Genomic DNA, 23,218 nt, shown 5'->3' with positions numbered 1-23,218 from the left:
TCGCTAGACCTCGATTCCCTTCAGGAAGACGCGGACGATTTCATCCGCCCAGGCGGCGGCCGGAGGGTTCGCGGTCCCTTCCTCGCGCAGGCGGTCCAACGCGCCGCGCACCATGCCCATGAGCAGGACCGGGTAGATGGCACGGCCCTCCGCGCGGAACTCGCCGGACTGGATGCCCCGGTCCAGGATGACCGCCAGCCGCCGGTGCATCTCCGCCAGGATGCGGCTCTTGCGCGCCGGATCCTCCGGCAGCTGCATCAGCACGCGCACGAAGGCGTCGTGCTTGGAGACGTGGGCGAACACCGCCGTCACGAAGGCCCGCAGCTGCGCGCTGGCGGGCAGCCCCTCGGCGGGCTTCAGGGCGGTGTCCAGCCGCTCCAACATCACCTGCCGGCGCCGGTCCCTCAGCGCGTCCAGCAGCGCCGCGCGGTCGGTGAAGTGGTTGTAGAGCGTCCCCACCGACACGCCTGCCTGCTCGGCGATGGTCTCCATCTTCGCCGCGTGCAGGCCGTCCCGCGCGAACACCTCCGCGGCCGCCGACAGGATGGCGTCGGAGGTGGCTTCCTTCAGGCGCGAGCGCAGCCTTTTGACGGGCGCCTCAGTTTTTGAATCTCGATTCATTTCCTGAAGGGAGATTTAACCCTTCGCGGCCCGGAGTCAAATCGGACGGGTTCCCAGAGGGGAGATGGGTGGGCTGGGAGGCGGGGGCATGCCCCTACGGCCGGTGTGCCACGACAGCGCTCTCCACCACGGGGGGTCGTATTTCTTTCGCCAGAGTCCGGACGCGACCGCACCACGCGCGAAAGTCATCGCCCCGCTTCAGCCGCGAGCCGTCAGCTCGAAGGGCATCGACAGCGCAGGCCGCCGCGGGTTCGCCACCGTCGAACCACATACCCGCCAGACACTCTTAATCTGCTCTTCCAGACAAGCATTCCTTCGACGTAAACGACTTTCAGCACCAGCAGCGTTCATCCAGCTCACGACCCGCGTGAGCCTGTCCGACCGGGAGAAGTCACGATGCCATCACAGCTGAGAACGAGTGTACGAGCGGGGTGTCCCCAGCCGCTCATCGTCGCGTGCGCGGTCTTGTCTCTCGTCGTGGGCTGCTCGATGCCCCCGACGCAGGAGCCTCCGGCGCTCGCGGTCTCTCGTGCGAGCGCGGTCGTTCAAGACGCCAACTTCGCCGACTCCGTCTTCGTCAGTGGGCTCCAGGGGCCGACCACCATGACCTTCGCGCCCGACGGGCGCCTGTTCGTCTCGGAGAAGAACGGCGCGCTGCGCATCGTCGCGAATGGCCAGCTCCTGGCGACCCCGTTCCTGACGCTCGCCGTGGACAACGACAATGAGCGCGGGTTGATGGGCGTCGCGTTCGACCCCAACTTCGCCAGCAACCATTATCTGTATGTCTATTACACGTCGATCGCCGGCAGCATTCACAATCGAATCAGCCGCTTCACCGCCAACGGCAACGGGGTGGTTCCCGGAAGCGAGCTGGTGCTCGCCGACCTGCCGACGCTCGACGCCGCCAACCACAACGGCGGCGCGGTTCGCTTCGGTCTCGATGGGAAGCTCTATGTCTCCGTCGGAGACAACGCGGTCTCCTCCAACTCGCAGAGCCTGAACACGCCCCTCGGCAAGCTGCTGCGCTTCAACCCGGACGGCACCATCCCCACGGACAATCCGTTCTACGCGACCGCCACCGGGCTCGCCAAGGCGACCTGGGCGATGGGGCTGCGCAACCCCTTCACCTTCGACATCCAGCCCGGCACCGGGACGATGTTCATCAACGACGTGGGCGAAGGCGGCTGGGAAGAGATCAACCGCGGCCAGGCTGGCGCCAACTACGGCTGGCCGATGACGGAGGGCTACTTCACGAATCGCCCGGGCCTCACGCAGCCGTTCTTCGCGTACCCCCATGGCGCCGGCACGGCCGCGGGCAACTGCATCGCCGGCGGCGCCTTCTACAACCCACCGATCCCCGCGTTTCCCAGCGCGTACGTCGGTCAGTACTTCTTCGCGGACTACACCAACAATTGGATTTCGCGCATCGACCCGAACTCCGGCGCGCGCTCGCTGTTCGCGACGGCCGTCCCGGGGCCCGTGGACCTCGACGTCGGGCCGGACGGCGCGCTCTACTATCTGGCGCGCGGCACGGGTCAGGTGGGTCGCATCGCCTACACGGCGTCGCTGCCGCCGAGCATCGCGCAGCAACCGGCGAGCACGCTGGTCTCGGTCGGCACGCCGGCGACCTTCACCGTGTCGGCGAGCGGAGAGCCGCCGCTCACCTATCAGTGGCAGCGCGACGGCGTGAACATCGCCGGTGCGACCTCCACGAGCTACGTGCTGAGCGCCGCGCAGCTCACCGACAGCGGAGCACGCTTCCGGGCGGTCGTGACCAACGGGCTTGGGTCGACCACCAGCACCGAGGCGGTGCTCACGGTGACGTCCAACAAGCCGCCCGTGGCCACCATCCTGACGCCAGCCCCGGGCGCGACCTACACCGCGGCCACCCACCTGCTGTTCTCCGGCTCGGCCAGCGATCAGGAGGACGGCGCGCTCCCCCCCAGCGCGATGACCTGGAGCATCGTCTTCCACCACGACACCCACACGCACCCTGCCATGACCGATACCACCGGCATCGCCAGCGGGAGCTGGCCCATCCCGAACGTCGGCGAGAGTTCGGCCAACGTCTGGTATCGCGTCTATCTCACGGTGCGCGACTCGGTCGGCCTCACCCACACGACGTCTCGCGACGTCTTCCCCGTCACGGTGCCGCTCACGGTGACCAGCGTGCCGAGCGGGCTCCAGGTGCTGATGGACGGGCGGCCCTTCGTCGCGCCGCACGACACGACCGGCGTCGTCGGCGTCGTCCGCTCGGTGGGCGTCGAGTCGCCCCAGTACGCGAACGGAAAGTTCTGGGCGTTCACCTCGTGGTCCGACGGCGGCGCGCAATCCCATCCCTTCACCACCCCGGCCAGCGCGGCCACCTACACGGCCACGTTCGTCGAGACCTCGGGCGGGAGCTGCTACCAGATCCAGAGCGAGCGCACCGACAAGTGGCTCACCGTCGACGGGGCGGGCAAGGTCGTCGCTGGCAGCGCGACGCAGGCAGGCGGGCAGATCTTCCAGCTCGTGCCCAACGGGACCCAGTTCAAGCTCAAGGGCTCGGGCGACGCGTTCATGGCGGTGGTGACGAACCAGCTCGCGATGAGCGCCAACTTCTCCACGGGCGAAGCGTTCACGCGGATTCCCTGCGGCTATGGCGGGCGCACCCGGGTCGGCTTCCAGGCTTCGTCAGGGAGCGCCCCCCATTGGAAGGAGACCACGCCGGACGGCCCCATCCAGAGCGGTGACGGCGGCAATGGCGGCGCCTGCAACCCGGCCGATGGCGGCGCCTGGGAGGCCTTCTATCTCGAACCGGTGGCCTGCCCGGGTGGCAATACCAGCCCCGTGTGCGGCAACGGCACCGTCGAGAGCGGCGAGCAGTGCGACGATGGCAACACCCAGTCAGGCGATGGCTGCGATGCGACGTGCCACATCGAGACCAGCGGCGCGGGCTGCTTCCGCATCCAGAGCGAGCGCAGCGACAACTGGCTCACCGTCGACGGCACAGGCAAGGTGGCCGCCCTCGGCACGACGCAGACCGGTGGCGCGGTCTTCGAGCTCGTCACGAGCGGCTCGAAGTACAAGCTCAAGGGAGCGAGCGGCGCGTATCTGGCGGTGGTCGCGGACCAGCTCACCGTGAACGCCACGCTCAGCACGGCGGAGTCGTTCACCCGCCACGACTGCGGCCTCTACGGCGGTCGCAGCCGGTATGGCTTCGAGTCGTCGACGGGCACCGCGCGCAACTGGAAGGAGAACACCCTCGGCGCTCCCATCCAGAGCGGCAACGGCGGGAACGGGGGCATCTGCAACCCGACCGACGCCGGCTCGTGGGAGGCCTTCTACCTGGAGCCCGCGACCTGCCCGCCCCCGGGCCCCTGATGACCTGAGCCGCCCTTCGCGTATCCCCTGCGTCTGCTCAAGGCTCGACCGCGGCGTCATGTGCGCGTCGAGTCGAGCAAGCGAGGCGCGCGAAGGGCGGCGTCAGTTCAGCATGTCCGCCGAGGCGACGTCCTCCCGGAAGCAGAGGGATGGGGCCCGTCCGCGCAAGCCGCGCCGCGCATTCGGGCACCCAGTGGACCGCCACGCTATTTCTTGCAGGTCGTCGCCGGCTCGACCTTGGCCACGTCGGCGCCCCACAGGCAGACGACGCGGTCCAAGGCCAGACCGCTGCGGGAGTTGCTGAAGAAGACGATGCCGTCGCCGGACTGCGGACGCATCAAGAACTTGGCGCGGAAGCCGGCCTGGTTGCGTCCGTCGTGACCGACGGCGGTGCTGCCGTCGCCGAGGCGTTCGATGAAGTGGCCCAGGCCGTAGACGGCCTCATCGGGCGCGCGCGGCGTGCTCAGCTCCGCGGGTGTGTACAGCTTGGCCAGCTGCGCCTGGGTCAGGGGATGCGCGCCAGCGGTGTTCGCCATGCCGGCAATCATCCAGCGGGCGAAGTCTCGGACGGTGGTGGTCAGGGTCGAAGGCGCCTGCTCGGCGTAGTAGCGCGCCGGCGCCGGCTTGCCCTCATCGTCGTGGCCCTGCGCCGCGCCGGCCAGCACCTCCGGCGTCATGGCGACGCTGCTGTGTTTCATGCCCAGCGGCCGGAACACCAGCTCGCGCGCGAGGTCCGAATACTTGCGCTGCGTGGTCCGCTCGATGGCCAACTGCATCAGGGTGTAGCCGCCGCCGGAGTACTGGAACTTCACGCCGACCGGCGCGAACAGCTCCACGGCGCCGCGGCCATTGGTCTTGCCGGCCAGCGACTCCTCCAGGCTCGGCAGCTCCTTGAAGTCGAGCCAGCCCTGATACCCGCCCAGGGTCGTGCCCGCGGTGTGCGACAGCAGGCGGCGGATCGTGATCAGGCGATGGTCGAACTGGTTCTGCGTCAGCGGCCACGGCGACAGCACATCGGCCACCGACGCATCCAACTGCACGCGCCCCTGCTCGGCCAGACGCATCGTCACCCAGCTGGCGATCGGCTTGGACAGCGAGGCAGCGACGAACACCGTGTCGGGCGTCACAGGCACCTTGCCCGCGTGGTCCGCGAAGCCGAAGCCCTTGGCGTAGACCAGCTTGCCTCCGACGATCAGGCCCACGGCCGCGCCTTGGATATGGGCCTCCTTCATGATGGCCGGCACTTCCCGCTCGATGACCTGGGTGAACTGCGGGGGCGCGCCACTGGGCGAGCGCGGGGCCGCGACGGCCGGCACGGTGAGCACCATCGCGGCGGTCAGCACCAGCAAGGAGAGGGCTCTGGCCGCGGAGGCAGGGCTCTGGCCGTGGAGGGAGTGTCGGTAGGTCATGGCGTCCTGGCCAGGATGAAGGTCGTGGATGCAGCGAGGGATCGCCAGAGCCCCTACGATGCGCGGCGCAAACGATTGCGGAGCAGGCCGTCCGCGGCGGCTCGACCTCCGGCCTGTGCCTCGCTGCTCATCCCGTCTTGAGCGACAGGAAGTAGACGTTCCCCCCTGCGTCCGTGCGCGTCGCTTCCAGCGTGAGTCCGTGCGCGCGCAGCAGGTCCCGATACCCGTCGACGCTGTACGAGTGATAGCGGAACGGCACGCCATTCATCGGCTCGCCATCGATGGAGCCGTGGGCGTCGCCCGAGGTGAAGAGGAACGCGGCGCCGGGCTTCAATGCCCTCGCGATATTGGCGATCGCATGTCCCTGCTCTTCGTGGGTCAGGTGGAACAGGACTCCCCAAGCGATCGCGGCATCGAACGTTCGCGCCTGTAGGTCACACGACTGGATGGGCGCATGGATCACCGGCACGTGAGGGAAGTTCTCTTGAAAGCGCGCCAGCAGCTCGCGGGAGCTGTCCACGCCCATCACATGGCAGCCATGCTCCAGCAGCACCTTCGTCAGCGGCAACCCCGTGCCGCAGCCGACGTCCAGCACCGAGGCGCCGGCCGGAAGCGAGGCCGCGAGCGCGGTCACCTCCGGAACGCCCATGTGGCCCGCGCGTTGGGATGCATACCAGTCCGCGATCCAGTCGTACTCGTCCACGCGTCAGCCTCCTCCTGGTTTCACGCGGCCTTGTACCTCCCCGCGATTCGGTGGCTTCGTCATGGGAGCAGACGGAAGCACGCTCCGTGGGCCGGAGCTATCGGTGCGCGAGGGAGCAGGACGGCGGCGTGACGCATTTCGGCCACGCCCGGGCACACAAGACCGTGGCTGGACAGCCACGGCCCAGGCGGATTGCTGGGGCGGACGGGGTGGTGCGAGCCTTGCAAATCGAGCGGAGGCCACGAGAGAAGCCACACCCCGTTTGGAGACTTTCCGCATGCGTTCGGTCCTCGTCCTCTTCCTGCTCGTCACCACGCCCGCGCTCGCCCGGTCCTCGGACGACGACTGGAAGGCCGGCCTCGCCTCGTTTCGCGAGAAGGACTTCGCGCGAGCCTGCCCCTTGTTGCGGAAGGCCGCCGAGGCCGACCGGATCCGAGGTGCGATCTGGGCGGACCTCGGGCTCTGCGAGCTGAAGCGTGGGAAGAAGACGGAGTCCATCCATGCCTCGAACCTCGCGGTGCGCTACGGCGACGAGAAGGTCCGCAAGTCGGCGTACTTCAACCTGGGGCTCGCGGGCGTGAACCTCGCACCCCAGGGCGTAACGAGTGACGGCAGCTGCGCGCCCATCGAGGTCCCCAAGGAACTCGCGTGCGGGCAGCGCATCGCCGCCTGCGGCCACAAGCTCGAGCTCCCGGGCTACACGTACCACGAGGAGCAAAGCGCGGGTCTGGTGGTCCTGTCCTGTGCCGAAGGCACATGCCCCGCGCGGCTCGACTGCGCGCAACAGGGAGACCTGCCCTGCTCCAATCTGAGCATCGCCCTGGACTCCGAGGAGACGCTCCGGGGCATGGGGGCGACGCCCGATTGGACCTGCGAGGACTCGGAGGTCGTGTCGACGCGCACCCTCGAGTGCGCATCGAAGAAGGGGGCGAATGAGCAGACGTGCGCGAGGAAGGCTTGCGAGGAGGCCACCCGTTGGCGCGAGTCCCCAGCTCCGCGCAAGGCGTGGCCGGAGCTCGAGGACGAAATCGATTCGTGGGCCAGCGTGAACGAGTGCAAGTCATGCGCGGAGTTCACGACCCGAACGCGGTGCACGGTCGTTTCAATCGACCCCTGCACGGGTCGTTACGGCGCCGTCTGCACCGTCCAGGAGACCACCCGGGATACCGGGCTGAAGATCTCCGGCACCTTGGCGCCCAAGACCGTCGTGCAAGAGCTGAGCTTCGAGGTCGCCGCGATCCCCCAGACCGACGCAGGAATGTGAGCGGGCCTCGCGTACGGCGGGCGCTCGTGGCGAACATCCCCCACGAGCGCGCCCCAGGGAGCCTCGCTGCCTTCAGGCCCTCCTGACGCTACGGCGTGAGCATGCCCAGCTTGGGCGCGGGCAGCTCCACGGACAGCTCCTGGGTGAGGCCGTCAGGGGTGTGGAAGCCCTTGCCGCTCACCTCGCCCGCGCGGAACAGGGCCCAGCTCTGGAGGCCGCGCTGGAAGGAGCGCGTCATGTGCCACAGCTCCAGGCCGCTGTTGGCGACGAAGAGGTAGAGCGTGCGCTTCGGGTTCCAGGGGTTGGGCAGCGCCATGGCGAGGCCGTCATCCGCGCGGCCATACGTCTTGCCCTGCCAGCGGAAGAACCGCCGTCCCAGCTCCACCGGCAGCTTCTTCTCCGAGGCCAGCCGCGCCAGCAGCCCGTTGTCCTCCGCGCCACCGAAGACGACGAGGTCGCGGTCCGCCAGCTCCGCGTCCGTCACCTCCGCGTCCGGCTTGAGCGGCGCCAGCTTCTCCGGGGACGCGTCCGCCAGCTGCTCGCGGTAGTTCAGCGCCAGCGTGCGCATGGACTCCACCTGGCGCGCGGAGCCGTACACGAAGAGCAGCCTCTCCCAGTCGTCCAGCGTGTTGGCCAGGGTCTGGTAGCGCTCGCGGGCCACGGGGATGTCATTGCCCACGTTGAACACCACGCGCACCGGCCGGTCCGCGACCTTCACCGTGAAGGTGTCGCTGGCCCCCTTCACCTCCACGCGCTCCACCACGGCCCCCTTCTCCGTCTGCACCTCCACCAGCGTGGCGAAGCGCCAGGGCGTGCCGGACTGGTCCACCTTCAGCGTCACCTCGTAGCCCTCCTTCGCCTTCTGGGCACGGGACGTCAGGCGCGGCGCGGGCAGGCCGCCGCGCTCCACCCACTGCTTCACGAGCGGCGAGACGTCCTGGCCCGCGGCCTCCGAGGCGGTGCGGATGAAGTCCTGGGTGGTGAGCTTCTTGTTCGCGAACTTCGTGTGCACCGCGCCCATCACCTTCGCGAACTTCGCGTTGCCCAGCGTCAGCCGCAGCTGGTGCAGCAGGTACGTGCCCTTGATGCGCGGCACCGCGTACGTGCCATAGCGGCCGTAGTCCGTGCGCGCGGCGGTGGGCACCACGTCGCCCTCGCGCGCCGTCAGGTAGAGGTAGCGGGCGTTGAGCTCCGCGAGCGTGTCGCGCTGGGCGTCGAAGGCCTTGGAGAGGTCGTCCCCTTCCGGCAGGTCCTTGACCTGGGTCCAGTACGCGGCCGAGCCGCTGACGAACCAGTTGTCCGCGTCCGTCGCGGGGAACACGGTGTTGGCCCAGAGCAGCTTCTCGTCGAAGGAGAGCGCGTCCTTCACGCGGGCGAAGTCGCGCTTGGGCTTCTCCTCCTTGGGCTCGGGCTTCTGCTTCGCCTTCGCCGCCTTCAGCTGATCCGCGACGTAGATGGGGCTGAAGGCGGTGTAGCCCAGGGACAGGTGCGGCGTGGCGCCGGGCAGGTCGGGAATCCAGCGGCTGCCCACCATCTTCTCGCGCAGCGTCGTCTTGCCGTAGTGGGCCAGGAACATCAGCTTCTCCGCCATCTCCGACGTGGTGACCTTGCCGTCACACGCGTGGGGGCGATTGATGGGGCTGGAGGCCATCATCCGCGTGGCGCTGTCCACGTCGAAGCCGCCCTTGCCGTACTGGGCATAGGCCTCCTGGAAGGCGATGTCGCGGTTCCAGGTGTTGAAGGCCAGGTCCACCGGGGCGTTGTTCGCGTTGGGCAGGGACTCCTTGCGGACCTCCGGGTCGCGGTTGTTGTTGTTGGCCCAGATGAAGTCCTTCAGGTTTCCGGGCGTGTCCGCCACCTTGCCCTTGGCGCCCGTGCGCCACAGGCGCGTCTTCGCGGTGCCCAGCAGCAGGCACGCGCCCTCGTCCGTCTTCGTGTCCGCCAGCGTCCAGTCGTTGGTGTAGAGGCCGTTGTTGCGGTCCTTGAGGATGCGCTCCACGTCGTCGATGGAGGAGGCGTACTGCGCGGCCCGGCGGATGCGGTTGCTCTGCGGGGTGCCGTCGATGTTGAAGGGCGTCTGGCCCACCGTCGTCTCACCGATGACGAGGCCCGCGTCGTTGACCATCCAGTCCGAGCCGCTGTGGATGCCGCCCGGGAAGGTCTGCATCACGAAGCGGTGGCCCTTGGTGGGCTGCACGTCCAGCACCACGTCCCAGTGGACGCCGGTGTAGCCGTTCCACATGAAGATCTGCCCCATGACGACGCGGCCGTCCTTCGTCGCGGACTTCGTGGCCACGAACGACGAGCAGTGGTCGCCCTCCCCCGCCCGGCCGTTCTCGTCCTCGCCCTTGAGGAAGGTGCGGCCGGACAGAGGGGACGCCGTCACGCGGTTGGCGTCCTCCAGCTGGCCCAGGTCCACGGCGGAGTTGAGCGCGACGATGTCCAGCACATCCAGGTCGCGCTCCTTCTGGTCCGGCCCCTTGAACTTCGCGCCGCCCACGTTCGCGCCGTCGGCGATGCCCTTCATCTCCTCCAGGTACTCGGGGTCGAAGCGGCGCAGGAACAGCGAGTCCGCCAGCAGGCGCACCTGCGCCCAGCCCTTCGCGGAGTCCGCCTTGTCCTTCTGGACGCCCAGCTTGTCGATGTAGCGGACGATCTCCTGCGACACGAGCTCGCCGAACTGACGGCCGCGCTCGTAGGGCTCGCCCTCGATGTGCACGTACACCCAGCCGCCGTCGTCATACCGGAAGCCCTTGCCCGCCCAGCGCACGCTCTCCATGGGGACATACGCGGTGATGTCGTCCACCTCCTCCAGCTTCACGTCGTCGAACCACGCGGTGCCGGTCGCCTTGCCGTTGTGGCCCAGGTGCGCCCGCACGCGGTCGCTGGCGCTGGTGGCGAAGAAGAGCACCTGCACCCGGCCGCTGGCGTCCGCGCCCTGCGGCGGTGAGCAGTTGGTGAAGGGGAAGCTCTGCATGGACAGACACGCGCCCAGCGCCGTGGGGTAGCGGGCCTGCGCGTCCGCCTGCACGCCCTTCGTGCGAACCCAGGCGCTCAGCCGGTAGAGGCGCCCCACCTGGAGCTTCACGGGTTCGGACTGCACCGTGGTCTCCGCGCCACCCTGGGGGCTCTCGATGACGAGGCTGCGGCTGCCCTCGGCCTTCGCGTCGGAGCGGGTGGACACCTTGCCCTGTCCGGACGCGGACCAGCCCTCGGGGAGGCCCGTGGGCGCGGCGGCTTCGAAGCCGGCGTTGGGGACGGCGACGGGCGCGGGGGCGGCCCAGACGGGGGCCGCGGCGCATGCGGCCAGCGTGGGCCAGAGCAGACGGGATTGCTTCCACATCAGTCGGAGGTGGGGCATGGCTTGCTCATCCTGGAAGGTGGGGTGCGGCATCCTGTCACGTCATCCGCGAGCGTGCAGGCACGCATTGCTCGCCCCCGCCCGGTCGCCGTGGTAGGGAGCGCGTGTCGCACGCCACCTGACGTCTCCGATGGCGGTCCCCCCTCCTCCGAGGCCGGACCGTAGGACGTCTCGGGTGGCGCTTGTTGTCGGCCCAGGGCCTCCCGACCTCCATCCATGGCCGTCGGGGTACACCCGCCGTGACAACGACTCCCAGCAGGACCGAGCTGCTCCGCGACGTCATCCAGCACATCGACATCAAGGCCTTCGACGTGCGGCCCCTGGTCCAGGCCATGGGCCAGATGGCCTTCCAGGCGCGCAACCTGAGCCGCGCCACCACGCTCTATGACGCCATGCTCCGTGACGAGCGGTGCGGCGTCATCCTCTGCCTCGCCGGCAGCCTGTTCTCCGCCGGGCTGAAGCAGGTGGTGGTGGACATGGTGCGTCACCGGATGGTGGACGCCATCGTGTCCACGGGCGCGCTCATCGTGGACCAGGACTTCTTCGAGGCCCTGGGCTACCGCCACTACAAGGGCCGCGCGGACGCGGACGACAACGCGCTGCGCGAGCTGCACATCGACCGCATCTACGACACGTACATCGACGAGGACCAGCTGCGAGAGTGCGACGCCACCATCGCGCGCATCGCGTCCGGGCTGGAGCCGCGCCCGTACTCCTCGCGGGAGTTCATCGGGGAGATGGGCCGCTACCTGGTGAAGCACGGCAAGGCGCGCGACAGCGTGGTGCTGGCCGCGCATGAGGCGGGCGTGCCCATCTTCGTCCCGGCCTTCAGCGACTGCTCGGCGGGCTTCGGGCTGGTGCACCACCAGTGGCACCGCGAGGGGAAGCCGCGGGTGTCCATCGACAGCGCGAGGGACTTCCTGGAGCTGACGAAGTGCCGGCTCCGGATGGAGGACTCGGGGCTGTTCATGGTGGGCGGCGGCGTGCCGAAGAACTTCGCCCAGGACATCGTGGTGGCGGCGGACTTCGTGGAGCAGCCGGTGTCCATGCACAAGTACGCGGTGCAGCTCACCGTGGCGGACGAACGGGACGGCGCGCTGTCCGGCTCCACGCTGCGCGAGGCCAGCAGTTGGGGCAAGGTGTCCACCGTGCATGAGCAGATGGTGTACGGAGAGGCGACCGTGACGATGCCGCTGGTGGTGGGCGCCGCCTTCCACGGGCGCGGCTGGGAGCAGCGGCCGGAGCGGCGGCTCGTGGACGCCTGCGGGTAGCGGGGTGCCCTGGCCCCCGCGCTCCGGTGTCCCCGGACGCGGGGGTGCTCCCGAATTCGACCGCAAGGCCCGGAGTGCTGGCCTCCGGACCGGGGGTTAGGTTTCCCATCGTGGTCATGAAGACCGCTCTCGAAGGGAGGCAAGACACATGGCGGCGAAGACAGAGACACTCGCGGCGGCGACCCTGGGCGACCCGCGCTGGGCGGCGGTCGTCGCGCGGGATGCGGGCGCGGATGGGCGCTTCTTCTATTCCGTCCGGACGACGGGCGTGTACTGCCGTCCGTCCTGCGGCGCCCGCACGCCCCGGCCGGAGAACGTCGCGTTCCACGCGACCGGGGTGGCGGCGGAGCGGGCGGGCTTCCGGGCATGCAAGCGGTGCAAGCCGGGGGAGCCCTCGCTCGCCGTGAAGCACGCGGACCAGGTGGCCGAGCTGTGCCGGTTCATCCAAGGCGCGGAGCAGACGCCGAGCCTGGAGGAGCTGGCGGAGCGCTCGGGGCTGTCCCCCTATCACCTGCACCGCGTGTTCAAGGCCGTCACCGGGCTGACGCCCAAGGGCTACGCGGCGGCGCACCGGGCGGAGCGGATCCGCACCGGCCTGACGAAGCGCGGCTCCGTCACCGAGGCCATCTACGACGCGGGGTTCAACTCCAGCGGTCGCTTCTACGAAACCTCCAGCCAGGTCCTGGGCATGACGCCAACGAACTTCCGCGCCGGTGGCGCGAACACCGAGATCCGCTTCGCCGTCGCGGAGTGCTCCCTGGGCCCCATCCTGGTGGCCGCGAGCGACCGGGGCGTGTGCGCCATCCTGATGGGGGATGATCCGGACGCCCTGACGAGGGACCTCCAGGACCGGTTCCCCCAGGCGGCGCTGGTGGGGGGCGACACGGCGTTCGAGCAGTTGGTCGCGAAGGTCGTGGGCTTCGTGGAGGCGCCGCGGCTGGGGCTGGACCTGCCCCTGGACGTGCGCGGCACGGCGTTCCAGCAGCGCGTGTGGCAGGCCCTGCGGGAGATTCCGGCGGGGAGCACCGCGAGCTACACGGACATCGCGGAGCGGATTGGCGCACCGAAGTCCGTGCGGGCGGTGGCGCAGGCGTGCGGCGCGAACGCGCTGGCGGTGGTGATTCCCTGCCACCGGGTCGTGCGCCACGACGGCGCGCTGTCGGGCTACCGCTGGGGCGTGGAGCGCAAGCGCGCGCTGCTGGACCGCGAGGCGAGCCGATGAGCCCCCGGCGCCGCGTCGGGGCGCTCGCGGCCCGCGCCCCGGAGGGCGTCGGGGAGCGGGTGCGGGCGGTGGATTGGGAGGGGACCGGACGGGAGCTGGACGCCCGGGGCTGCGCGCCCCTGGAGCGGCTGCTCACGCCCGCGGAGTGCGAGGCGCTGGCCCGCCTCTACGACGTGGAGCAGGCGTTTCGCAGCCGCGTGGTGATGGCGCGCCACGGCTTCGGGCGGGGCGAATACAAATACTTCGACCATCCGCTCCCGGCCACGGTGTCGGAGCTGCGCACGGCGCTCTACCCGTGCCTGGCGCCCATCGCGAACCGGTGGAACGCGGCGATGGGCATCGACGTGCGGTATCCGGACACGCACGCGGACTTCCTCGCGCGCTGTCACGAAGCGGGACAGGTGCGGCCCACGCCGCTGCTCCTGCGCTATGGCGTGGACGACTACAACTGCCTGCACCAGGACCTGTATGGGGAGCACGTCTTCCCGCTCCAGGTGGCCCTCCTCCTCTCCGAGCCGGGGCGCGACTTCACCGGCGGCGAGTTCGTGCTGACGGAGCAGCGTCCCCGGATGCAGTCGCGCGCGGAGGTCGTCCCGCTCCGCCAGGGGGACGCGGTCGTCTTCGCGGTGCATCACCGCCCGGTGCAGGGCACGCGGGGCACCTACCGCGTCAACCTCCGGCACGGGGTCAGCCGTGTGCGCGCCGGACAGCGGCACACGGCCGGCATCATCTTCCACGACGCGGCCTGAGCCCCGCCCAATGACCGCTCAGGCGCTCCGGGCCTGCACGCCCCGCGAGGCCTGGGCCTCGCGCGCGATGAGCTTCCCGGTGACGCCCTTCGGCAGCACCACCCCGAAGAAGAAGCCCTCTTCGAACGGCTCCGTCGAATCGACGTGGACCTTCACGCGCGCGGCGATGGTGGCGACGGCGGTCTTCAGGTACAGCATCGCGAAGTCCGCGCCCGTGCACGCGCGCGGCCCCCGGCCGAACGGGAAGAAGTAGCCGCTGCCCAGCGGATCGCGGGCGACGCCGCCGTCCAGCCAGCGCTCGGGCTTGAAGGTGTCCGGCTCCGGCCAGTGCGCCGGGTCCCGGTGCAGGTGCTGGTTCGAGATCATGATCATCGCCCCCGCGGGCAGCGTGACCCCGGCCAGCTCCGCGTCCTTCGACGGCGTGCGCGTCATCACCCGGACCGCGGGGAGGACGCGCAGGGCCTCCAGGACGACGGCCTCCACCCACTTCGCGCCCGCCAGCTTCCCGATGGACAGCGGCCCCTCCGCCAGCGCGGCGGCCTCCGCGGCGAGGCGCGCTTCGGCGTCGGGGTGCTTCTGGAGCTGGTGGAACGCGCCGACCAGCGTGACGCTCGAGGAGAAGGCCCCTCCGTAGAACGTGCCCCCCAGGAGGTGCGCCAGCATCTGGTCGTCCATGCCGGGGTTCTCCCGCAGCATCCACGACAGCGTGTCCACGGCGTGGGGCTTCGGGTGCTTGCGCGCCGCGCGCACCCGGTCCGCGAACTGGCCGTAGAAGCGCGCCTTGGCTTCGTCGAAGCCCTTGGGCGGCTTGACGAACTTCAGGGGCAGCTTCGCCTGGATGCGCGCGTCCGCCCCCTTCGCGAGCAGCATGAAGTCCTCGAACACCTGATCCGGCATCTTCTCGCCCACGGTGGCGACCGAGAAGGCATCGAAGGTCAGCCGACGCAGCGCGGGGGTCAGGTCGTGGACGCCCTCCTTCAGCAGGGCGTCCACGGACTCGGAGATGGCCGCCTGCATCGGGACCACCTGCTCGGCCAGCCAGTCGGAGGACCACGGCTGGGCCATGGGCTCCATCTGGCGCCGCTCCGCCCAGTCCTCGCTCAGCTTCGCGATGAAGACCGTGTCGTTCGTCACCGTGGGACGGATCTGCTCGCTGATGTTCCCCTTCTCGAACTCCATCCGGCGCGGGGACTCGTACACCTCCGCGATGAGCGCGGGGTCGTTGAGGACCAACCCGGGGTTGGGTCCCATCCAGATGAGGGTGACGCCACCGTACTCGCGGCCGTAGCGCGCGCAGACGTCCCAGGGCGAAGCGCCCAGGAAGTCCCCAGCGGTGCCGAGGATTCCCGGCGGGGGCCCCGGGAGGGAGGCGAACGCCTTGCGCTTCGAACCGAAGAGCAGGTTGAAGATGCCGCGAGAGATGAGGTTGGGCACGGTGGGGTCTCCGGACGGCGCTAGACGGTGATGCCGCAGGGGATGCGGTCGGCCTGAAGCACGGTGTAGGGCACCGCGCTCTTCGCGTTGCGTGCCTTGACCGCTTCGCTCTGCGCGCGCAGCCGGGAGTGGAAGCGGTCGCGGATCGCCAGCAGCTCCGGCTCCTGGAAGTAGTCCTCGCGCCACCCGCCCTCGTGGAGCAGGTACTCCTCGTCATCCCCGAAGCTGGACAGGGCGCGGCCCACGGACACCTGCCAGAGCATCTGGGACTTCGAGGGGATCATCGCCTCGATGTCGTTCGCGCCGAGCACGCCCTTCTTGCGCGGCGGCGCCTGGCGCATGCACAGCGGCGCGTTGGGCACGAAGGCGTAGTGCTCGTACTGGAGGTAGTTCACCGCCGCGTGCTGGACGCTGACCGTGAAGAGGACGGTGGTGAGGATGTCCGTGAGGTCGGAGACGCGCGTCAGCTCCGAGCACGGGAGCTTCTCCAACGGCAGCCCGTGGGCGATGAGGTCCTTCCACCAGTGCTGCATGTCGGTGTCGCGCACCAGGGCGTCATCGGAGGTGTAGAAGTGCCCCAGCACCCCGCCGACGTACTCCTCCAGCGCGTCCCACAGGAGCAGCGCGTCGTCCCGGTAGGGGTAGTGCGGGAGCACCGCCGGGTCGAGCACGCCGCGGCGCTCGATGTCCGGACGCGGCTTGTTGTCCGAGAGCTTCCAGGCCTTGTAGCCCTTCTTGCCCAGGAACAGGTGGCCCTGGTCGGGACCGCCCGTGGCGATGATGTCGTCGAACACGCCGCCCGCGTCGAGCAGGCCCTTGCGCGCCCCCTCGTTGATGGCGAGCGTGTAGCGGAAGTGGCGGCGCAGCAGCTTGTAGACGGGGTGCGGGTCCGGGAGGTTGCGCATCGTCGCCATGACGAACGGCTCCGCCACGAAGTGCGTGCGGAGCGCGTGGCCCACCATCTGGTGCGTGTTGCCCTCGCTGCACCGGACGTAGATCTTCGCGGCCATCCAGTCATGCTGGCTGTCATTGGGCGTGAACACCGGGTCCACCGCGGGGTCGCGCCCGAGCTGGATGGCGATGGGCCGCAGCTGGTGCGACTCATCCAGGAGCAACAGGCACCGGGACGCGGGCGCCCAGCGGCGCTCCTCGACGCCATGCTTGTCGACCTTCCTGAACATGGGCACGTCGCCGAGGATCTCGAAGTCGAGCAGGAAGACACGCTTCGCCGCCAGCGATTGCGGGAGCGACATGCCCGGAGGGAGCAGGCCCCGCAGCTCCTCGTCCGTCAGGGGCATGCCCTCCGGCAACGAAGTGACGGATTGGATGTGAACAGGGCTGATGCCCTGGACCGCCTGTCGGGCGAACTCGTAGTCGTCCTGCCAGCGCTGGGCCAGCTTGGGCAGCTCGATGCTCTTGAAGAAGTCGAAGATGTCCACGAGGCCATTCCACGCCTTGCTGAGCACGGGCATGTGCAGCTTGATGGCCGCGAGCGTCTTCGCGATGACGACCTCATAGCTGCCATCCACGAGGCCCCGGTAGAGCTCGTCCTTCGGGAGCGGCTGTGTCGCGGTGATGTCCAGCGCGCCGGGCAGGCCGGCGGTGGCCTCCGCGGGACGCCAGGGGTACATCTTCCGACGCGCCTGGATCAGCTCCTGACGGGCCGCCAGCTCCCGCTCGTGCTCGACCTGCTGTGGCAGCCGGGCGATGCCATTGAGGACCTCCGCGGTCGACCGGCCCAGCACCCAGCGGTAGTACGGGAAGAACCAGAGCTTCCCCGTGGCGGTGACCGTCACGGAGTCGAGGAGCCAGTCACTGCCGACGCCCCCTCCTGCATTGGAGAACCGGAGCAGGAGCAGGTCGCCCAGGTCGTCGGTCTTGACGGTGTACGCATCCACCGCCCCAGCCTCGAAGTCGTTGTGGAAGCGCTTGTCCAACAGGTGCGACTGACTCTCACCCTTGGTGCCCACCAGGACCACGGAGATGGCGGCGTTCGTTCCCGCGCCCAGCTTCGAACTCGTGCGAATCGTTAGCGTGTAATCGACAGGCATGGAATCTCCCACTAGCACGTAACGCCGAAAGTACGCCGGTGAAATAGCGACGGACAAGCAATGGCCGCGCACCGTGGAGGCACGGGTGCGTGACGTTTCGCGCATGCTTTGAAATTGATACCGGATTGCCCTTCAGTGCGAGCGCCCATGTATGGGTTTGCCGTAGGGGCGCGAGGGGGGCGGGGTCACGGAAGTGCCAGGGTGAAGGGGCGCCGTGTTACCTTCGCCGCTTGATGAAGTCCGCTCCCCGCGACACCCGAAGCGAAGGTGGTTCCCGCCATACCTCCCGAGGGTCGGTCCTGACCACGGATGCAACCGAGGTGTGGAGCTGATGTCGTCCGCCTGGCGCCGTCTGATGGCCTCGTTGGGTTTCACATCCCGCGCACCGGAGCCTCCGCTCCTGGAGGCGGACGAGCTGGCCCGGTGGTACGCGGGGCTCGACCTGAAGCAGCGGCTGGCGGTGAGCCGCGATCTGGTCAAGCGCGTGCGTGCGCCCCGAGCGCTCCGCGATCCGTCCGCGCTGCCCGCGGTCGTCACGGGTCGGCTCGTGTTCGAGGTGGACGGGCCCCAGGGCCCCGTTCCCCTGCATCACCTCAAGGTCGAGCTGTGGGACCGGGACTTCGGCACGCCGGATGATTTCCTGGGCGAGGGCTTCACGGCGGCGGATGGCACCTTCGCCATCCGCTACGACCCCGCGGATGCGGGGGAAGGCGACCTGCCGGACCTGGAGCTGCGCTTCTTCGAGCCCCAGCACACGTTCCGGAAGGATGGCCGGGTGGTGGAGGACTGGCGGCGCATCGGCACGGAGCGTGGGCCGGACGACCATGCCGGGCTGGAGTACGACTTCGGGACGCTGCGGCTGCCGTATTGGGAATACGACCCGTCGACGCCGCTGGCGCGGCTGCTGGTGGTGGAGGAAGGCACGCCGCCCACGGCGTATGCGCCGGGACGGGCGCTGGCGATGCTCAAGGCCGTCGCGCCCATCGAGCTGGTGAAGCGGCAGCATCAACTCCAGATTCGATTGGGACAGGCGCCGAGCCTCGCGAGAATCCAGGCGGAGTATCCGGAGTCGATGACGGTCCGCATGGAGCAGCAGGCGCCGGGCTCCTCGCGGAGTGATGCGTGGTTTGGTGAGCGGCTGCTCAACGGGATGTTCTCCAGCATCCTGGACCGTGACCCGGAGGCGCCGGGCGACCCGCGGGCCTTCCGGCTGTACCTGCCGTGGAATGCCTATGAACAGGACGGCGTCCACTGTCTGCCGGACGTGGACCTCCGGCTGCGCCTGGAGGAAGGCCGGCTGATGCCCCAGCGCATCATCCTGGGGATGCGCGAGCCCGGCGCGACCGCGCCCGGCTCACCGGTGACCCGCCGCTCCTTCGCGCCCGGAGACGGCGCGGATTGGGAGGCAGCGAAGCGGATGGCGCGGGTGAGCGCGACGCTGGACGTGGAGCTGGGCAACCACCTGGGCCAGTGCCACTTCAACGTCGAGCAATACGCCATCGCCGCGCACCGGAACCTGCGGCGCAATCCATTGCGGTGGCTGCTGATGCCGCACCTGCGCGAGGTGGTGTTGATCAACCATTCGGCCAACGGGTTCCTGGTGGGGCCCACGGGGTACATCACGCGGGCCAGCGCGTTGACGGAGGCAGGCATCAACCAGCGGCTGGAGCACCTGCTGGGCAGCTACGACTGGAAGGGCTTCGCGCCCGCGACGCCGGTGTGCGAGGGGCACCGGTACGCGCAGGCGGGGCAGCTCTTCTGGAAGCTGCTCGGGGAGCATGTGGACGCGTTCTTCGCGGAGCACGGCGCGGCGGTGGAGGAGCAGTGGCGGGAGGTGCGCCGGTTCTCGGACGACCTCGTCGCGCATTCGGCGCCCGCGTTCGTGTGCCGGTATTTGAGGGCACGGGTGCCGGGCAAGGAGGCGCCGTGGTTCGTGCGCTCGGAGCGCATGGACCTGGACGCGAAGGTGGCGGAGCCGCCGCCCCGGGCCGTGAGCGCGGTGACGCGGACCGACACTCCCCAGCCCGGTGAGCTGGAGGCGCTGAAGAACCTCTGCCGCTACGTCATCTTCTTCGCGACGTTCCGGCATGCCTGGGCGAACAACCTCCAGTGGGAGGACGCGGGAGAGGTGCTGTACGCGTGTCTGGGATTGCGCTGGGGCAAGGGGGGTGCGCTGTCCACGGAGGAGGACCTGGACGTCGCGCCCACGCCGGACGAGGCCACGGAGATGCTGTGGATCTCCTGGATGCTGTCGAAGACGAACTACGGCTTCATCCTGTCCAACGAGGATGAAGACGTGCATCCCCGGTTGCTGGAGCTGCTCCGGGCCCATGCCGCGCAGTTCGCGGCCCTGGGCCTGGATGTCCGGACCGTCAGCTCCCGCATCAACATCTGACCGTGTTCAGGGCGCCATTTCGTCAGGGAGCGGCGTGCGAAGAAACATCAGCCCGCCGCCCTTCCTGTGAGCAATGACACGGAAGCCCTTCCCTGCGACCCGAACGAGGTCCCCTTCCTGTACCTGCCCCTGAGCGAGCCAGGCGTCGGCCTCTGCTGTCGTCGAGAATGACTGGACCACGGAGATCGACTCCGTGGCTGGAACGAAGAACCTCCGGAAGTACTCGCGGTAGTCCTCCAGCTTCCCGCTGTCGCGGACATAGAGTAGCGCCACCGCCGCGATCCGGAGGGCTTCGTCTTCGGGCGCTCCGTCCTGGAACTGCTCGCCCACGGTCCCCAGGATCGCCATCACGGCATCCACGTCAAAGTTGGAGTTATAGGCCACGATTGTCCCTACAGGGCAAAGGGCGCCAGGATCAAAGTTCCAGCCGCGCCAAGGGTCAGGATGAAACCCGTTCCGCCAACAACGACCAACGTGCCAAGTGCGACTTCGGACTTGTGTTCAAGCAGCCAGTCCCTGGCTTGATGAACGCTGTCGAACTCCACGCGTCGAGCCTTGGACGCAGCCTCTTCCTGCTCATCCACGCAGTCGTTGAAAGCCTTTCCACAATCCGCGGTGCATCGCTTGTAGTACCACTCGTCGTGCTTGTGTGGATACGGAGGACGGCTCCTCGTCCAGCACTCTCGGAAGCAGGCCTCATGTTCCGCTTGGCAATCCCGTGTGCCGGCGCCGCCTGTCGCGAGCGCGGCTCCCACGCCTTCGGAGGAGTCCGCGATGACATACGAGCGCGCGGCGGGTCCCGGGGCATGTGCACACCCAAGCCCCAGCAAGAGAGGCAGGAGCACCGTTCCTTTCAACGAGCGCATCCGAGTCCCCCATCTCCATCACTGGGGCGCGTGCCTCAGTACGTCCAGGGGAAGCGCTTGAAGTCGCGCTTGCGCTTCTGGACGAACGCGTCGCGGCCCTCCTGCGCCTCCTCCGTGCCGTAGCCCAGACGCGTCGCCTCTCCGGCGAAGAGCTGCTGGCCCACGAGGCCGTCGTCCGGGAGGTTGAAGGCATACTTCAGCATCTTGATGGCCGTGGGGCTCTTGGTGTTGATCTCCGCCGCCCACTCCAGCGCCACCTTCTCCAGGTCCTTGTGCGGCACCGACGCGTTGATGGCGTTCATCTGGAACGCCTCGTCCGCCGTGTAGGACTGGCCCAGGAAGAAGATCTCCCGCGCCCGCTTCTGCCCCACCTGCCGCGCCAGCAGCGCGGACCCGTAGCCCGCGTCGTAGCTGGCCACGTCCGCGTCCGTCTGCTTGAACATGCCGTGCTCCTTGCTCGCGATCGTCATGTCGCAGATCACGTGCAAGCTGTGCCCGCCGCCCGCCGTCCAGCCCGGCACCACCGCGATGACCACCTTGGGCAGGAAGCGGATCTGCCGCTGCACCTCCAGGATGTGCAGCCGCCCCAGCCGCGCCGGATCCGCCGCGTCCTCACCCGGCTCGTACTTGTAGCCGTCCTTGCCGCGGATGCGCTGGTCCCCTCCCGAACAGAACGCCCACCCGCCGTCCTTCGGCGAGGGCCCGTTGCCCGTGAGCAGCACCACGCCCACGTCCGTCATGAACCGCGTGGCCTCCAACGCCCGGGCCAGCTCGTCCACCGTCTTCGGACGGAACGCGTTGCGCACCTCCGGACGGTTGAACGCGATGCGCACCGTGCCCTGGTCCACCGCGCGGTGGAACGTGATGTCCTTGAACTTGAAGCCTTCCACCGCCTGCCAGCGGGACGCGTCGAAGAGGTCCGAAACCATGCGCGGTCTTGCTCCGAAAATGAGGGAGTGAACGGCCCGGCACCCTACCGGTTTCCGCTCGGGGACGCCCGCGCTACCGTGCGAGCCATGCCCACGAGCCTGCTCGTCGTCCATGTCCACGTGCGCGTGCTCCCCCAGCACGTCGACGCCTTCCTCCAGGCCACCCTCGCCAACGCCCGCGAGAGCGTGAAGGAGCCCGGCATCGCCCGCTTCGACTTCTGCCAGGACACCGAGGACCCCACCCGCTTCGTCCTCGTCGAGGTCTACCGCGCTCCCGACGCCCCCGCCGCGCACAAGCAGACCGCCCACTACCTCACCTGGCGCGACGCCGTGGCCCCCATGATGGCCGAGCCCCGCGCCGCCCGCCGCTTCGTCAACCGCTTCCCCGACGACGCGGGCTGGTGACATGCCCCCCACGAGCTTCGAGTTCGCCACCGCCGCCCGCGTCCTCTTCGGCCCCGGCCGCCTCGCGGAGCTCCCCGACCTCGTGCGCGGGCTCGGCGGACGGAAGGTCCTCCTCGTCACCGGCACCCACCCTGGCCGCGCCGAGCCCACCCGCGCCGGACTCGAACGCCTGGGCATCCCGTCCGTCCCCTTCCGCGTCGCGGGCGAGCCCACCGTCGAGCTCGCCCGTGAAGGCACCGCCGCCGCCGTGGAGGCCGGCTGCGATGCCGTGGTCGCCCTGGGCGGTGGCAGCGCGCTCGACGCGGGCAAGGCCATCGCCGCGCTCGCTGCCAATGGGGGCGACCCGCTGGACTACCTGGAGGTCATCGGGCGCGGACAGGCGCTGACGAAGCCGCCGCTGCCGTTCGTGGCCGTGCCGACCACGGCGGGCACCGGCTCCGAGGTGACCCGCAACGCGGTGCTGGGCTCGAAGGAGGCGGGCGTGAAGGCCAGCCTGCGCAGCCCCATGATGCTGCCGCGCGTGGCCCTGGTGGATCCGGACTTCCTGGAGCACGCGCCCGCCGCCGTGCTCGCCGCGGGCGGCCTGGACGCGCTGTCGCAGCTCATTGAACCGTTCGTCTCCGTGCGCGCCCAGCCCCTCACGGACGCGCTCGCGCGCGAAGGCATGCGGCGCTCGGCGCGCTCGCTGCGCAAGGCGGTGCTCCACGGCCCCGGCCCGGAGGAGCGCGAGGACCTGGCCATCGCCAGCCTCCTTGGCGGCCTGTGCCTCGCCAACGCGGGCCTGGGCGCGGTGCATGGCTTCGCGGCGCCGCTGGGGGGGATGCTCGGCGCGCCCCATGGAGCGCTGTGCGCCGCGCTGCTCGGGGCCACGCTGGAGGTGAACCTGGAGGCCCTGCGCGCCCGCGCCCCGGACCACCCCGCCCTCCCCCGCTTCCGCGAGCTGGCGGGGATCCTCACCGGCCAGTCGAATGCGCGCGCCGAGGACGGCATCGCCTGGGTGAAGGACCTGGTCCACGCCGTGCGCATCCGGGGCCTGCGCGACATGGGCCTCGCGGACGCGGACGTGCCCGGCCTGGTGACGAAGGCCCGCGCCGCCAGCAGCATGAAGGGCAATCCGCTGGCGCTCACCGATGCGGAGTTGACGACGCTCGTCGAACGGTCGATGTGAGGACCCA

General features: G+C 69.4%; 17 protein-coding genes. 8 read left to right on the top strand and 9 right to left on the bottom strand.

Annotation, left to right across the window (positions count from 1 at the left end):
* Positions 1-3: 3 nt before the first annotated feature.
* The gene (locus tag GTY96_RS34615) at positions 4-621 is read right to left on the bottom strand and encodes a TetR/AcrR family transcriptional regulator (RefSeq protein ID WP_143908583.1); all 618 of its coding nucleotides are present in this window, start codon (positions 619-621) and stop codon (positions 4-6) included.
* Positions 622-1,110: 489 nt separating this feature from the next.
* Between GTY96_RS34615 and GTY96_RS34610 the strand changes: the two genes are divergently transcribed.
* Positions 1,111-3,984 (top strand): PQQ-dependent sugar dehydrogenase, encoded by a 2,874-nt coding sequence (locus GTY96_RS34610; RefSeq protein WP_235686075.1) that lies wholly within the window; start codon positions 1,111-1,113, stop codon positions 3,982-3,984.
* 206 nt (positions 3,985-4,190) lie between these two features.
* Here GTY96_RS34610 and GTY96_RS34605 read toward each other — a convergent pair whose 3' ends face one another.
* Complete coding sequence (locus tag GTY96_RS34605; RefSeq protein ID WP_328701106.1) at positions 4,191-5,327, bottom strand: serine hydrolase domain-containing protein; 1,137 nt, start codon at positions 5,325-5,327, stop codon at positions 4,191-4,193.
* Between the two features lie 193 nt (positions 5,328-5,520).
* The gene (locus GTY96_RS34600) at positions 5,521-6,096 is read right to left on the bottom strand and encodes a class I SAM-dependent DNA methyltransferase (RefSeq protein ID WP_161666959.1); all 576 of its coding nucleotides are present in this window, start codon (positions 6,094-6,096) and stop codon (positions 5,521-5,523) included.
* Positions 6,097-6,373: 277 nt separating this feature from the next.
* Between GTY96_RS34600 and GTY96_RS34595 the strand changes: the two genes are divergently transcribed.
* A complete protein-coding gene (locus GTY96_RS34595) occupies positions 6,374-7,360 on the top strand; it encodes a tetratricopeptide repeat protein (RefSeq protein WP_161666958.1) in 987 nt (328 codons plus the stop codon).
* Positions 7,361-7,448: 88 nt separating this feature from the next.
* Here the strand turns inward: GTY96_RS34595 and GTY96_RS34590 are convergent, their stop codons facing one another.
* Complete coding sequence (locus tag GTY96_RS34590) at positions 7,449-10,721, bottom strand: C45 family autoproteolytic acyltransferase/hydolase (RefSeq protein ID WP_161666957.1); 3,273 nt, start codon at positions 10,719-10,721, stop codon at positions 7,449-7,451.
* A gap of 239 nt (positions 10,722-10,960) precedes the next feature.
* On the opposite strand from GTY96_RS34590, the gene GTY96_RS34585 reads away from it, so the two are divergent.
* The 3 genes from GTY96_RS34585 to GTY96_RS34575 all read left to right on the top strand — a co-directional run bounded on the left by GTY96_RS34585 (position 10,961) and on the right by GTY96_RS34575 (position 13,963).
* Positions 10,961-11,992, top strand: a complete 1,032-nt coding sequence (locus GTY96_RS34585) for a 1,9-bis(guanidino)-5-aza-nonane synthase (RefSeq protein WP_161666956.1) — start codon at positions 10,961-10,963, stop codon at positions 11,990-11,992.
* Positions 11,993-12,140: 148 nt separating this feature from the next.
* On the top strand, positions 12,141-13,214 hold the full coding sequence (ada, locus tag GTY96_RS34580; protein WP_161666955.1) for a bifunctional DNA-binding transcriptional regulator/O6-methylguanine-DNA methyltransferase Ada: 1,074 nt from the start codon (positions 12,141-12,143) through the stop codon (positions 13,212-13,214).
* Positions 13,211-13,963, top strand: coding sequence for a 2OG-Fe(II) oxygenase (locus GTY96_RS34575; RefSeq protein WP_201756670.1), 753 nt, complete (start codon positions 13,211-13,213; stop codon positions 13,961-13,963). The genes ada and GTY96_RS34575 overlap by 4 nt, the downstream gene beginning before the upstream one ends.
* An 18-nt stretch (positions 13,964-13,981) precedes the next feature.
* On the opposite strand, the gene GTY96_RS34570 is transcribed toward GTY96_RS34575, so the two are convergent.
* Positions 13,982-15,397: a cytochrome P450 gene (locus GTY96_RS34570; RefSeq protein WP_161666954.1), complete on the bottom strand. Its 1,416-nt coding sequence runs from the start codon at positions 15,395-15,397 to the stop codon at positions 13,982-13,984.
* A 20-nt stretch (positions 15,398-15,417) separates the two neighbouring features.
* Entirely contained in the window at positions 15,418-17,448 is a 2,031-nt protein-coding gene (locus GTY96_RS34565; protein WP_161666953.1) for a lipoxygenase family protein, read from the bottom strand.
* 331 nt (positions 17,449-17,779) lie between these two features.
* On the opposite strand from GTY96_RS34565, the gene GTY96_RS34560 reads away from it, so the two are divergent.
* Positions 17,780-19,843: a lipoxygenase family protein gene (locus GTY96_RS34560; RefSeq protein ID WP_161666952.1), complete on the top strand. Its 2,064-nt coding sequence runs from the start codon at positions 17,780-17,782 to the stop codon at positions 19,841-19,843.
* Positions 19,844-19,849: 6 nt separating this feature from the next.
* On the opposite strand, the gene GTY96_RS34555 is transcribed toward GTY96_RS34560, so the two are convergent.
* The 3 genes from GTY96_RS34555 to GTY96_RS34545 form a co-directional block, all read right to left on the bottom strand.
* A complete protein-coding gene (locus GTY96_RS34555) occupies positions 19,850-20,227 on the bottom strand; it encodes a hypothetical protein (protein ID WP_161666951.1) in 378 nt (125 codons plus the stop codon).
* Positions 20,228-20,235: 8 nt separating this feature from the next.
* Positions 20,236-20,427 carry a hypothetical protein gene (locus tag GTY96_RS34550; RefSeq protein ID WP_161666950.1) on the bottom strand — a complete coding sequence of 64 codons (192 nt, stop codon included), beginning with the start codon at positions 20,425-20,427 and terminating at the stop codon, positions 20,236-20,238.
* Positions 20,428-20,744: 317 nt separating this feature from the next.
* Positions 20,745-21,638, bottom strand: a complete 894-nt coding sequence (locus GTY96_RS34545) for a 1,4-dihydroxy-2-naphthoyl-CoA synthase (protein WP_143908558.1) — start codon at positions 21,636-21,638, stop codon at positions 20,745-20,747.
* Between the two features lie 87 nt (positions 21,639-21,725).
* Here GTY96_RS34545 and GTY96_RS34540 point away from each other — a divergent pair, with 87 nt between their 5' ends.
* Both GTY96_RS34540 and GTY96_RS34535 read left to right on the top strand, forming a co-directional pair.
* Positions 21,726-22,043 carry an antibiotic biosynthesis monooxygenase gene (locus GTY96_RS34540; RefSeq protein WP_143908671.1) on the top strand — a complete coding sequence of 106 codons (318 nt, stop codon included), beginning with the start codon at positions 21,726-21,728 and terminating at the stop codon, positions 22,041-22,043.
* 1 nt (position 22,044) lies between these two features.
* On the top strand, positions 22,045-23,211 hold the full coding sequence (locus GTY96_RS34535) for an iron-containing alcohol dehydrogenase (RefSeq protein WP_143908556.1): 1,167 nt from the start codon (positions 22,045-22,047) through the stop codon (positions 23,209-23,211).
* Positions 23,212-23,218 lie beyond the last annotated feature (7 nt).

The organism is Corallococcus silvisoli (genome assembly GCF_009909145.1).
In the GTDB taxonomy this organism is placed as follows: Bacteria; Myxococcota; Myxococcia; order Myxococcales; family Myxococcaceae; genus Corallococcus; species Corallococcus silvisoli.
This window is presented reverse-complemented; position numbering and strand designations above follow the sequence as displayed.